The organism is Streptomyces sp. NPDC005722, from assembly GCF_040630935.1.
GTDB lineage: Bacteria > Actinomycetota > Actinomycetes > Streptomycetales > Streptomycetaceae > Actinacidiphila.
In genome coordinates this window covers 1-12,448 of sequence record NZ_JBEXYN010000004.1, presented here as the reverse complement: position 1 = coordinate 12,448, position 12,448 = coordinate 1, and the positions used below count along the sequence as shown (strand labels likewise).

The 12,448-nt window shown below is 72.3% G+C and carries 10 protein-coding genes and 1 pseudogene; 3 read left to right on the top strand and 8 right to left on the bottom strand.

The window, feature by feature from the left end; all coding sequences use genetic code 11:
- Positions 1 to 27 precede the first annotated feature (27 nt).
- The gene (locus ABZ479_RS06095) at positions 28 to 2,079 is read right to left on the bottom strand and encodes an APC family permease (RefSeq protein ID WP_500460230.1); all 2,052 of its coding nucleotides are present in this window, start codon (positions 2,077 to 2,079) and stop codon (positions 28 to 30) included.
- Positions 2,080 to 2,217: 138 nt separating this feature from the next.
- Here ABZ479_RS06095 and ABZ479_RS06090 point away from each other — a divergent pair, with 138 nt between their 5' ends.
- Both ABZ479_RS06090 and ABZ479_RS06085 read left to right on the top strand, forming a co-directional pair.
- Positions 2,218 to 2,886, top strand: a complete 669-nt coding sequence (locus ABZ479_RS06090; protein WP_026251763.1) for a potassium channel family protein — start codon at positions 2,218 to 2,220, stop codon at positions 2,884 to 2,886.
- A 115-nt stretch (positions 2,887 to 3,001) separates the two neighbouring features.
- Positions 3,002 to 3,679: a potassium channel family protein gene (locus ABZ479_RS06085; protein ID WP_499601803.1), complete on the top strand. Its 678-nt coding sequence runs from the start codon at positions 3,002 to 3,004 to the stop codon at positions 3,677 to 3,679.
- Positions 3,680 to 3,761: 82 nt separating this feature from the next.
- Here ABZ479_RS06085 and ABZ479_RS06080 read toward each other — a convergent pair whose 3' ends face one another.
- The 5 genes from ABZ479_RS06080 to ABZ479_RS06060 form a co-directional block, all read right to left on the bottom strand.
- On the bottom strand, positions 3,762 to 4,520 hold the full coding sequence (locus ABZ479_RS06080) for a DUF3159 domain-containing protein (RefSeq protein ID WP_500460229.1): 759 nt from the start codon (positions 4,518 to 4,520) through the stop codon (positions 3,762 to 3,764).
- A 3-nt stretch (positions 4,521 to 4,523) separates the two neighbouring features.
- Positions 4,524 to 4,922, bottom strand: a complete 399-nt coding sequence (locus tag ABZ479_RS06075) for an OB-fold nucleic acid binding domain-containing protein (protein WP_499514517.1) — start codon at positions 4,920 to 4,922, stop codon at positions 4,524 to 4,526.
- 39 nt (positions 4,923 to 4,961) lie between these two features.
- Positions 4,962 to 5,645, bottom strand: coding sequence for a response regulator transcription factor KdpE (locus ABZ479_RS06070; RefSeq protein ID WP_499514516.1), 684 nt, complete (start codon positions 5,643 to 5,645; stop codon positions 4,962 to 4,964).
- A 59-nt stretch (positions 5,646 to 5,704) separates the two neighbouring features.
- Positions 5,705 to 8,248 carry a sensor histidine kinase gene (locus tag ABZ479_RS06065; RefSeq protein ID WP_500460228.1) on the bottom strand — a complete coding sequence of 848 codons (2,544 nt, stop codon included), beginning with the start codon at positions 8,246 to 8,248 and terminating at the stop codon, positions 5,705 to 5,707.
- 1,129 nt (positions 8,249 to 9,377) lie between these two features.
- Entirely contained in the window at positions 9,378 to 10,691 is a 1,314-nt protein-coding gene (locus ABZ479_RS06060) for an APC family permease (protein ID WP_500460227.1), read from the bottom strand.
- 105 nt (positions 10,692 to 10,796) lie between these two features.
- Between ABZ479_RS06060 and ABZ479_RS06055 the strand changes: the two genes are divergently transcribed.
- Complete coding sequence (locus ABZ479_RS06055; protein WP_500460226.1) at positions 10,797 to 11,288, top strand: Lrp/AsnC family transcriptional regulator; 492 nt, start codon at positions 10,797 to 10,799, stop codon at positions 11,286 to 11,288.
- A gap of 65 nt (positions 11,289 to 11,353) precedes the next feature.
- Here the strand turns inward: ABZ479_RS06055 and kdpC are convergent, their stop codons facing one another.
- Entirely contained in the window at positions 11,354 to 11,983 is a 630-nt protein-coding gene (gene kdpC, locus ABZ479_RS06050) for a potassium-transporting ATPase subunit KdpC (RefSeq protein ID WP_500460225.1), read from the bottom strand.
- A gap of 18 nt (positions 11,984 to 12,001) precedes the next feature.
- Positions 12,002 to 12,448 (bottom strand): annotated as a pseudogene (locus ABZ479_RS06045) (potassium-transporting ATPase subunit B); the annotation flags it as partial.

The window sequence follows — 12,448 nt, the reverse complement described above, 5'->3', positions numbered from 1 at the left end:
AGTCTACGGCCCGCCGCCGCCCCCGGTTCACCGCCGGCTGCCGGCCTCCCGGGGCCGCTTGGCCGGGCCCACCTCGCCGCGCCGCACGGAGCCCGGCGCGTTCCACTCGGCGCCCTTGCGGGCCCGCTGCTTGGCGCGCTCGGAGGACTCCAGCTGCCAGGGCACGGAGGTGACCATCACGCCGGGGGTGAACAGCAGCCGGCCCTTGAGCCGCAGTGCGCTCTGGTTGTGCAGCAGGTGCTCGTACCAGTGACCGACCACGTACTCCGGGATGAAGATCGAGACGACGTCGCGCGGGCTGCTGCGGCGCAGGCCCTTGACGTAGTCGATGATCGGCCGGGTGATCTCGCGGTACGGGGAGTCCAGCACCTTCAGCGGTACGTCGATGCCGCGCCGGTGCCACTCGGCCTGCAGGGCCTTGGTGTCGGCCGGGTCCACGTTGATGCTGAGCGCCTCCAGCGTGTCCGACCGGAAGAGCCTGGCGTACGACAGGGCCCGCAGCGTGGGCTTGTGCACCTTGGAGACCAGGACGATGGAGTGCACGCGGGAGGGCTTGACCTCCTCCTCGCTGCGCTCCTCGGCGGCCGCGAGCTCGCTGGAGACCCGGTCGTAGTGGCGGCGGATGGCCGTCATCATGCCGTAGAAGAGGACCATGCCGAGGACCGCGACCCAGGCGCCGTGCGTGAACTTGGTCAGCAGCACGACGACGAGGACGAGCCCGGTGAAGAAGGCGCCGAAGGTGTTGATGGCGCGGGAGCGGACCATGTGGCGGCGCACGGCCGGGTCGGTCTCGGTGGCCAGGTGCCGGTTCCAGTGCCGGACCATGCCGATCTGGCTGAGCGTGAAGGAGACGAAGACGCCGACGATGTAGAGCTGGATCAGCCGGGTCGAGTCGGCGCCGTAGATGTAGACCAGCACGCAGGCGAAGGCGGCGAGCAGCACGATGCCGTTGCTGAAGGCGAGCCGGTCGCCGCGGGTGTGCAGCTGGCGCGGCAGGTAGCGGTCCTGGGCGAGGATCGAGCCGAGCACGGGGAAGCCGTTGTACGCGGTGTTGGCCGCGAGGAACAGGACGAGCGCGGTGGCGCCGGCGAGGAAGATGAAGGGGATCGACCCGTCGCCGAAGACCGCGGAGGCGACCTGCGCGATCACCGGGTCCTGGGTGTAGCCGGGGCCCACCGGCTTTCCGTTCACCAGCAGGTCGGCGGCCGGGTTCTCGGCCATGCGCACGTTGGTGTTGAGGGCGAGCGCGATGATGCCGCAGAACATGGTGACGGCGAGGACGCCCATCAACGCGAGGGTCGTCGCGGCGTTCTTCGACTTCGGCTTGCGGAAGGCGGGCACGCCGTTGCTGATCGCCTCGACTCCGGTGAGCGCGGCGCAGCCGGAGGAGAAGGCCCGCAGGAGGAGGAAGACGAGCGCGAAGCTCGCCAGTCCGGTGTGCTCGGCCTTGATGGTGTACCCGGCGGTCGGCGCGTGCATCTCGTCGCCCAGCGCGATCCGGATGATGCCCCAGACCAGCATGCAGAAGACGCCGAAGACGAAGGCGTAGGTGGGGATGGCGAAGATCGTGCCCGACTCGCGCACGCCGCGCAGGTTCATCAGCATCAGCAGGACGATCATGCCGATGGCGCCCAGCACCTTGTGCTCGACGAAGAACGGCACGGCCGAGCCCAGGTTCTCCACGCCGGAGGCGACCGACACGGCCACGGTGAGGACGTAGTCGACCAGCAGGGCGCTGGCGACGGTGAGCCCGGCGCGCGGCCCGAGGTTGGTCGTCGCGACCTCGTAGTCGCCGCCGCCGGAGGGGTAGGCGTGCACGTTCTGCCGGTACGAGGCGACGACGGTGAACATCAGCACGACGACCGCGACCGCGATCCAGGGGCTGAAGTGGTAGGCCGACACTCCCGCGATCGACAGGACCAGGAGCACCTCTCCGGGCGCGTACGCCACGGAGGACAGCGGGTCGGAGGCGAAGACGGGGAGCGCCAGCCTCTTGGGGAGGAGCGTCTCTCCGAGCCTGTCGCTGCGGAGCGCCCGCCCGATCAGGATCCGTTTCGGAAGGTCGGTCAGTTTGGACACCCCGCGATGTTAGAGGATCGTCAAGATTTCCGATCCCCCGCCCACCTATCGAGGGGTTACGTGCGTGTGTAGCTTTGGGCGCGGTCTGAGACCCTGAGAGGGATCGGCCCGGAATTGTTGGCAGCCGGAAGGACGGTCGTGCACGTCGTGATTATGGGGTGTGGGCGAGTGGGTTCCACTCTCGCGCACTCCCTTGAGCAGCAAGGTCATACAGTGGCCGTGATCGACCAGGACCCGACGGCGTTCCGGCGCCTGGGCTCCGGGTTCAGCGGACGCCGCGTGACCGGGGTCGGGTTCGACCAGGACACGCTGCGCGAGGCCGGCATCGAGGAGGCGGGCGCGTTCGCGGCCGTCAGCAGTGGTGACAATTCCAACATCATCGCGGCCCGGGTGGCCCGGGAGATGTTCGGGATCGAGAACGTCGCCGCCCGCATCTACGACCCCCGGCGTGCCGAGGTCTACCAGCGTCTGGGCATCCCCACCGTCGCCACCGTCCGGTGGACGGCCGACCAGATGCTGCGCCGTCTGCTGCCGTCCGGCGCGGAGCCGCTGTGGCGCGACCCGAGCGGCGGTGTGCAGCTCGCCGAGGTGCACACGGACACCGCGTGGGTGGGGCACAAGATCAGCAGGCTCCAGGAGGAGACCGGCGTGCGCGTGGCGTTCCTCACCCGGCTGGGCGAGGCGATGCTCCCCACCTCGGAGACCGTCCTGCAGGAAGGCGACCTGGTGCACGTGATGATGCGCACGGGCGAGGTCGAGCAGGTCGAGGCCGCGTTCGCCAAGGGGCCCGAGGAGGCCCACCGGTGAGCGGCGCACGCACGGCCGACGGGCCGCACACGACGGACGACGCGCGACTTCGCCGCGCGGGCGGAGATGGGGGCCCCTCCCGGGCGGCAGCCCCGGGGAAGAACGAGGTAGCGCTGTGAGGGTCGCCATTGCCGGGGCCGGGGCGGTCGGCCGCTCGATCGCGGGCGAGCTGCTGGAGAACGGCCACGAGGTCCTGCTGATCGACAAGAACCCGACCTCCATCTCGGTGGAGCGGGTCCCCCAGGCGGAGTGGCTGCTGGCCGACGCCTGCGAGATCACCTCGCTGGACGAGGCGGCGCTGCAGCGCTGCAACGTGGTGATCGCGGCGACCGGCGACGACAAGGTCAACCTGGTCGTGTCGCTGCTGGCCAAGACGGAGTACGGCGTCCCGCGCGTCGTCGCCCGGGTGAACAACCCCAAGAACGAGTGGCTGTTCAACGAGGCCTGGGGCGTGGACGTGGCCGTCTCCACCCCGCGTCTGATGTCGGCCCTGGTGGAGGAGGCGGTGAGCGTCGGCGACCTCGTCCGGCTGATGCGCTTCAGCCAGGGCGACGCCAACCTGGTCGAGCTGACCCTCCCCGAGGAGGCCGCGCTGGTGGGCACCCGGGTCGGGGAGGTCTCCTGGCCGGAGGACACCTCGCTGGTCACGATCATCCGTGGCCACCGTGTGCTCACCCCGTCCAAGGACGACGCGCTGGAGGCGGGCGACGAGCTGCTGTTCGTCGCGGCCCCGCACCGCGAGGAGCAGTTGGAGGACCTGCTCTCGGTGCGCAGCGGCGAGGCCGGGGCGTAGCGGGACGTACGACGAGGGGCGGCCGGAACCCGTGGGTTCCGGCCGCCCCTCGTGCCTTCGCCGCCGGCGCCGGGCGCCGGCGTCAGTTGCCGGCGGCCTCCTTGGCGGCGTGCTCGGCCTTCTCGGCCCGCTCGGCCTCCTCCATCTCCGCGATCACGTCGATCGGCGGCGGCGCCTTCGCCAGGAAGATCCAGGTCAGGTAGACGCAGAGCAGGAACGGCGGGATGCCGAGGGCGACCTTGACCCAGCCGAGCTGGGTGGCGTTCCCCCAGAAGTACAGCGGGAAGAGGATCGCCGACTTGACGAGCAGGATGATGCCCCAGGCCCAGGTGGCCTTGGTGTACGCGACGAGCCGGCCCGGGTTCCGGGTCCGCCAGGACAGGTTCTCCTTGAGGATCGGGCCCAGCAGCAGTCCGATCAGCGGGTACTTCGCCAGGGCGGAGACCACGTAGGCGACCGCGAGCCCGAGGGTGTAGAGCATGCCCGGCAGGTAGAAGTTCTTCGCGTCGCCGGACATCATCGCGAACACCGCGCCGAAGGCGACGCCGAAGACGCCGCTGAAGGCGTGCTTGAGGGTCTGCCGGCGCACCAGGCGGGCCAGCGCCAGCACCAGGGAGAGGCCGAGTGCGGCGATCGCCGAGGTGTGGATGTCCCGGTTGATCGTGTAGATCAGGACGAAGACGAGGCCGGGCACCGTCGTGTCGATCATGCCCCAGACGCCGCCGAAGGCCTCCAGGAGCGCGTGGTCGGCGGCCGCCTTGGAGGCGGCCGCGTCGTGCTCCGGCCCTTGTCCGGCTCCGGTCGTGGGCTGTGCCCCGGTCCGCTTGTCGATCGACGCCACCGGCTACTCCTGTCCGACCGGACGCAACTCGTACTTGGGATTGAACAGCACCGGACGGCCGCGGTTCATGGAGATCCGCCCCGACGCGATGATCCTGCGGCCCGGCTCGATGCCGACGATGCTGCGCCGGCCGAGCCACACCACGTCCAGCGGTGCGGAACCGTCGAACAACTCGGCCTCCAGGGCGGGCACTCCGGCCCGCGGCCGCAGGGTGACAGCGCGTAGTGTACCGGTGACGGTCACTATGTCGCGGTCGGAGCAGTCGCAGATCCGGGTGCACCCGACGTCCGCGGTGTCCTGCCGCAGCTCGTCGGAGTGCAGCTCCTCCTGGGAACTGGACAGTCGGTCGAGCATCCTGCGGAAGCGGCCGGCCGGCCGGTCCGAACGGGTGGTACCACTCATACCTGGAAGGGTACCGGGCCCGGGTGAACGGATCACCGATCACTTCTCGAAGCGGTACCCCATACCCGGCTCGGTGATGAAGTGCCGCGGGTGCGCGGGGTCGGCCTCGAGCTTGCGCCGCAACTGGGCCATGTAGACCCGCAGGTAGTTGCTCTCGGTGCCGTAGGACGGGCCCCAGACCTCCTGGAGCAGCTGCTTCTGGCTGACCAGGCGGCCGGTGTTGCGGACCAGGACCTCCAGCAGGTGCCACTCGGTGGGGGTGAGCCGGACGTCGGCGCCGTCGCGGTTGACCTTCTTGGCGGCGAGGTCGACGGTGAAGGACTCGGTCTCCACCGTCGCCGCGCCGTCCTCGGGGCCGCCGGGCGTGGCGCGGCGGACGGCGGCGCGCAGCCGGGCCAGCAGCTCGTCCATGCCGAAGGGCTTGGTGACGTAGTCGTCGGCGCCCGCGTCGAGGGCCTCGACCTTCTCGTCGGAGGCCTGGCGGGCGGAGAGCACGATGATCGGCACCCGGGTCCAGCCGCGCAGCCCGCGGATCACCTCGACGCCGTCCATGTCGGGCAGGCCCAGGTCGAGCACGATGACGTCGGGGTGACGGGCGGCGGCGAGCTGCAGCGCGGTCGCGCCGTCGTGGGCGGCGTCGACCTCGTACTTGCGGGCCCGCAGGTTGATCACGAGAGCGCGCACGATCTGCGGCTCGTCGTCGACCACGAGCACCCGGTTCATGGAGCCTGCCTTTCCTTCACGGTGAGGGGGGTGGAGCGGGGGGTGCGGTGCGGGCACGGTCAGGTCGTCGCCTCGGCCGGGAGGTCCGGGGCGGCGGGAGCGCTGCCGGGCGCGGCCGGGAGGGTGAGCACCATCGTCAGACCGCCTCCCGGGGTGTCCTCGGGCTGCAGGGTGGCGCCCATGGCGTCGGCGAAGCCGCGGGCCACCGCGAGGCCGAGGCCCACCCCGTTGCCGCGGGGGGCGTCGCCGTACCGCTGGAACGGCTCGAAGATCCGTTCCTTGGCGGCGTCGGGGACACCGGGGCCGCGGTCGACGACGCGCAGGTCGACATGGGCGCCCAGCGCGCTCGCGGCGACCAGCACCTGGGTGCCGGGCGGGCTGTACTTGACGGCGTTCTCGACGATGTTGGCGACGCTGCGCTCCAGGAGCCCGGGGTCGACGGAGACCATCGGGAGGGTCTCCGGGACGTCCAGGGCGACGCTGCCGTCCGGGACGCCGCGCAGGGCCTTGGGGACGACCTCGTCGAGGTCCACCTCGCGGATCAGCGGGGTGACGGTGCCGGTCTGCAGGCGCGACATGTCGAGGAGGTTGCCGACCAGGTTGTCGAGCCGGTCCGCGCCCTCCTCGATGGCCTCCAGCAGCTCGGCCTCGTCCTCCTCGGACCAGGCGACGTCGTCGGAGCGCAGGGAGCTGACGGCCGCCTTGATGGCGGCGAGGGGGGTGCGCAGGTCGTGGGAGACGGCGGCGAGCAGCGCGGTGCGGATGCGGTTGCCCTCGGCGAGTTTGTGGGCCCTGGCGGCCTCGTCCTCCAGCCGCTGCCGGTCCAGGACGCCGGCGGCCTGCGCGGCGAAGGCGGACAGCACCCGGCGGTCGGAGGCGGGCAGCACCCGGCCGACGAGGGCGAGGGAGAGGTTGTCGCTGACCGGCACCTCCACGTCCGCGTCCTCGGGGCGCAGGCACTGCCGGTTGCCGACGCCGGCGGCGCAGGTCCACGCGTCGTGCTCGCTCACCCGTTCCAGCAGGGACACGGCCTCCATGCCGAAGGTCTCCCGGACCCGCTCCAGCAGGGCGTCGAGGGAGTGCTCGCCGCGCAGCACGCTGCCGGCCAGGTACGACAGGATCTCGGCCTCGGACTGGAGTCTGGCGGCCTGGTGGGTGCGGCGTGCGGCCAGGTCCACCACGGAGGCCACCGCCACCCCGACCACCACGAAGATCACGATGGCGATCAGGTTCTCGGGCTTGGCGATGGTGAAGGTGTGCAGGGGCGGGGCGAAGAAGTAGTTGAGCAGCAGCGAGCCGCCGACCGCGGAGACCAGTGCCGGGTAGAGGCCGCCGATGAGGGCCGCCGCGACCGTCAGGGTCATGAACAGCAGCATGTCGGTGGCGATGCCCAGGGCGGGGTGCAGCTGGGTCAGGGCCAGGCAGAGCAGCACGGGGCCGAGCACCCCGGTCAGCCAGCCGGCGATCACCCGGGAGCGGCCGAGCTGCGCGCCGCGCGCCACGGGCAGCCCGCGTCCCTTGGCGGCGTGCTCGTGGGTGACGATGTGCACGTCGAGGTCGGGGCCGGACTCGCGGGCCACGGTCGCGCCGACGCCGGGTCCGAAGACGTACTGCCACGCGGGACGGCGGCTGGTGCCGAGCACGACCTGGGTGGCGTTGACGCCGCGGGCGAAGTCCAGCAGTGCGCCGGGGACGTCGTCGCCGACGACGTGGTGGAAGGAGCCCCCGAGGTCCTCGACGAGGGTGCGCTGGACGGCGAGCTCCTTGGGCGAGCCGGCCGTCAGGCCGTCGCTGCGCGCGATGTGGACGGCGAGGATCTCCCCGCCCGCGCCCTTGGCGGCCATCCGCGCGGCACGCCGGATCAGCGTCCGCCCCTCGGGGCCGCCGGTAAGGCCGACCACGATGCGCTCGCGGGCCTGCCAGGTGGCGGAGATCCGGTGGTCGGTGCGGTACTGCCGCAGGTACTCGTCGGCCCGGTCGGCCACCCACAGCAGGGCCAGCTCGCGCAGCGCGGTGAGGTTGCCGGGCCGGAAGTAGTTGGACAGGGCCGCGTCGACCTTGTCCGAGGCGTAGATGTTGCCGTGCGCCATGCGCCGCCGCAGCGCCTGCGGCGACATGTCGACCAGCTCGATCTGGTCGGCCCGCCGGACGACCTCGTCGGGCACGGTCTCGCGCTGGCGCACACCGGTGATCGACTCGACGACGTCGCCGAGCGACTCCAGGTGCTGGATGTTCACCGTCGATATGACGTTGATGCCGGCCTGGAGCAGTTCCTCGATGTCCTGCCAGCGCTTCTCGTTGCGGCTGCCCGGGATGTTGGTGTGCGCCATCTCGTCGACGAGGGCGACCTCGGGGCGGCGCGCGAGCACCTCGTCCACGTCCATCTCGGTGAAGACGGTGTCCCGGTACCCGATCTCCTTGCGCCGCACGACCTCCAGGCCGTGCAGCATGACCTCGGTCCGGGCGCGGTCGTGGTGCTCGACGAAGGCGACGACGACGTCGGTGCCCCGCTCCATGCGCCGGTGGGCCTCGGAGAGCATCGCGTAGGTCTTGCCCACTCCCGGGGCCGCCCCCAGGTATATCCGCAAAGTCCCGCGTGCCATGGCTCCACGTTCCGCCTCGTGGCGTGCCCCTTCCGGGCGCGTCCGACACTAAGAATCCTATGGTCCCAGCAGGGGACAAATAGGGCGCGATACCCCTGTGCGGTGCACGTTGACGCGTCCTTGACGTCTCCGGACGGTGCCGCCGCGGTGCGTCATCGGAACTCCGCGAACCGCGGCCGCAGGCCGAGGACGACCAGCCCGGCGTCGCCGCTGCCAGGGCCCCGGCGAGGCCCAGGGGAAGCAGCAGCGCCCGGTCCGCGCCGTCGGAAGCGGCCTTCTCGTACGCGGCGAGGTCGATGGCGATGACCTTGCCGAGCGCCCCGTCGAACGCCGCGAAGTCGTGGTTCGACTCCCCCGGGGCGTAGCCGGTGCAGTAGGCGACGGCTGCGGGGAGCCGGCCGGCCTCGGCGAGGGCCCGGATCTTGCGGTCGTCCCGTTCGTACACCTGGTAGCGGGCGAGTGCGCGCTCGGCGGCGGTGCGCTCCCCGGGAAGGTGATGTTGCGGAACCCGTCGCCGAGGAAGCCGGTGAAGCGCAGGTCCGCGGGACCGGCGCGGTAGACGTCCACGGCACGGGCGAGGGCGGGGTCGTGGGCGTCCATGTCGTTGAGCGCGAAGTACAGGCCCGTGGCACCGGTGACCTGTGGCGTGGAGTGGGTGCGGATCGCCGACCAGGAGGTCTCCGCCCACACGCCGCCCGCGAGGAGAGCCCCGCCAGGGCCGCGCACGCGGTGAGCGCCGTCGCACGCAGCGCAGCCGGGCGGGCACGCTGCCGGGGCGGCCGCGCAGCGACGCCGTCAACGTGCGACGCGGCCGGCCCGGCGCTCCCCCCACGGACGGGAGGCCGACGCGGAACACGGTGCCGTCTCCCCGACCCGGAATCCCCACCGCCGTCGGGTTCCGGACCGGGTGGCACCTGCCGCCGCTCCTGAGCGGTGACGGCGTGTGCCATTCCACAGGCCCCTCCGCACCGTCGAGCGGCCTCCGCCGGCCTCCCTCCGTGTTCTCACCCTCTCCCCGGCGGGGGCGGGGTCCCGCCCGCGTTGGCGGCCTCCTGACGGCCGACGCCCCGTACTTGACGCGTTCCTGACGCCGCACCGGGCCGCGGGCGGACCGGGACGGGCCCCGAAATCACCCGCGGCCGGAATCCGCGAGCGGTCGCCGTCCCGGTGCCGGGCAGGCGACCGCCGCGACCGCGACCGCCAGGGCCACGACCGTGACGGGCCCGGCGGCGACGAGAAGGGCCACCACGACGGCGGAGGCCACGGCCGCGGCCGCGCGCGGCAGGCCGCGCAGGGCCCGGGTCGCGGCGACGGTGCAGGCGAGGTACACCAGCAGGAACAACGCGGTGGGCAGGGCCACCAGGGCGGACAGGTCCACGACGCTCAGCGCGGACAGCCCGAGCAGCAGGGCGCCGAAGGCCGCGACCCCCACCGTCAGCGGCAGCTGCCGGTCCCCGCGGGCGGGCGCGCCGGGGACGCGGAGCAGGTGGTCGGCGGTGGCGGCGGCGCCCTGGAGATAGGCGTTGGTGACGCCGAGGGTGAGCAGGACGGCGGTCGCCGCGGCCAGGTACGCGCCCCAGGGCCCGACGGCCACGCGCAGCAGGTCCGCCAGCGGCGTGGTGCTTCCGGCGGCGGGGCCGAGGACGGCGATGGTGGTGACGGCCAGCGCCAGGTAGCCGACCGCGGTGACCAGGAACGCCGCCGTGATCACCCGCGGGAGCTGCCGCCGGGCGTCGGGCAGCCGGGCGGTCAGCGGGGCCGCCGCCTCCCACCCCACGAACGCCAGCATCAGGTGTCCGGCGGCGGTGAACACCCCGTGGACCCCGTTCGGCGCGAACGGATGCCATGCGGCGGCCCGGGCAGAGCCCAGCGTGCCCAGTACGGCGACCGCCAGCAGCACGAGCAGCAGGGCCACCAGCATCGACTGCAGCCGCGACCCGGTACGCGCTCCGGCCAGGCGCATGACGAGGACCAGGACGAGGAGACCGGCGGCGGCAGCCGTGCCGTGCCGCGGCACGCCCGCTACGGCCGCCAGGTACTGTCCGCCGATCAGGCACACCACCGGGACGCCGGCGACCACTCCGGCGAAGAAGCACCAGCCGGTGGCCCGCCCCGCCCTGCGGCCCAGACCGGCGGCCGCGTAACCGGTCACGCCCGCGCTGGACCCGAACCGCGTTCCCAGCCCGCTGAAGACCACGGCGATGAGCGCGGAGAGCACCAGCAGCGCGCCCCAGGCCAGCACCGAGGCCGGCCCCCCGTCACGGACGGCCAGCCCGGGCAGCAGGAGAAGGCTCGGGCCGAACAGGGCGCCGATGTAGTGCGCCGTCGCCCGCGACGGCGACAGTGACGGCGACAGTGACGGTGCCGGCGCAAGGGCCTGCGACGGCCCGGCGGCGGGCGGTGCGACCCGCTCGGGCCGCACCGGGGGGACATGCGTATCCATGACGGCAGAATCGCCCGACCGGCGCCGCACGCGCTGCCGAAGTACGTCGCCGGAAGGCCGCTCCACGCAACGCTGTGCCGCCGATGGCGTCCTAGGCTGCATTCCATGCCGTCACCCATGTACGACCGCGTCGACCGGGCCATCCTGGAGCATCTCCAGCGGTCCGGCCGCACCCCCAATGTGGACCTCGCCGAGGCGGTGAGCCTGTCCCCCTCCGCCTCTCTCCGGCGCACGAAGGCGCTGGAGGAGGCCGGCCTCATCGCCGGCTACCGCGCGGAGCTGGACCAGCAGCGGCTGGGCCTCGGCCTGACCGTGTTCGTCGCGCTGAAGGCGGAGCAGCACTCCCGGCGGACCTCACGCGAGGTCGAGGAGGCCCTGATCGCCATCCCCGCCGTGGTGGCCTGCCATGTCACCTCCGGCGAGGCCGACTTCATGGTCGAGGCCGTCGTCCCCGACCTCGGCGCGTACGAGCAGGTGCTGCTCGACCAGATCCTGGCGATCCCCCGGGTGACCGACGCGCGCAGCACGTTCGCGATCAGGACCGTCCTGTCCCGCGGCGCCCTGCCGCTCGGTCACTGGCCGCCACCACGGCGCTGACCCCCGGGCGCGCTGAACCCCCGTCCGGCAAGCGTGGTGCCGGATGGGGGCGGGGCGGCGGCGGGTCAGCCGGCCAACTGCTTCAGGGCGATGTTGAGTTCCAGGACGTTGACGGTCGGCTCGCCGAGGATGCCGAACTGCCGTCCGTCCGTGTGCTCCGCCACCAGCCGGGCGACGCGGGCGGTGCTCAGCCCGTTGGCCTTGGCGACACGTGCGGTCTGGATGTCCGCGTACGCCGGGGAGATGTCCGGGTCCAGGCCGGAGCCGGAGGCCGTGACCGCGTCCGCGGGGACCGCCGACTGCGGGACGCCGTTGAAGGCGGCGACCTCCTTCTTGCGCTCCTTCACCAGGTCGGTGAGGGGCTTGCCGGTGACCGCGAGGTTGGAGGCCCCGGTGTACGTCGGGTCGTACGGCCCCGCGCCCGCGCCCGCGTCCGCGGCCGAGGGACGCGGCTGGAACCACTTGGGGTCGGGTGCGAAGTCCCTGCCGGTGGTGAAGTTCTGGCCGATCAGCGCGGAGCCGACGACCTTGCCGCCGGCCTTCACCTCCGACCCGTTGGCCTGGTCGTGGAAGGCCGTCTGGGCCACCCCCCACACCGCGAGCGGGTAGGCGACGCCGAGGACGACGGTCAGCACCAGCAGCGCGCGCAGGGCGCTCCAGAGCAGCCGGGCCGAGTTGCGTACGGGAGTGTTCATGGTTGTGCACGCCTCGCGTCAGTGGATGCCGGGGATCAGGGAGATGAGCATGTCGATCAGCTTGATGCCGAGGAACGGGGCGACCAGACCGCCGAGTCCGTAGATCCCGAGGTTGCGGCGGAGCATCCGGCCCGCGCCGGTCGGCCGGTAGCGCACGCCGCGCAGCGCGAGCGGCACCAGGGCGACGATGATCAGCGCGTTGAAGACGACCGCGGACAGGATCGCCGACTGCGGCGAGGACAGCTGCATGATGTTGAGCCTGTCCAGGCCCGGGTACACGACCGCGAACATCGCGGGGATGATCGCGAAGTACTTCGCGACGTCGTTGGCGATGGAGAAGGTGGTCAGCGCGCCGCGGGTGATGAGCAGCTGCTTGCCGATCTCCACGATCTCGATCAGCTTGGTGGGGTCGGAGTCCAGGTCCACCATGTTCCCGGCCTCCTTGGCGGCCGAGGTGCCGGTGTT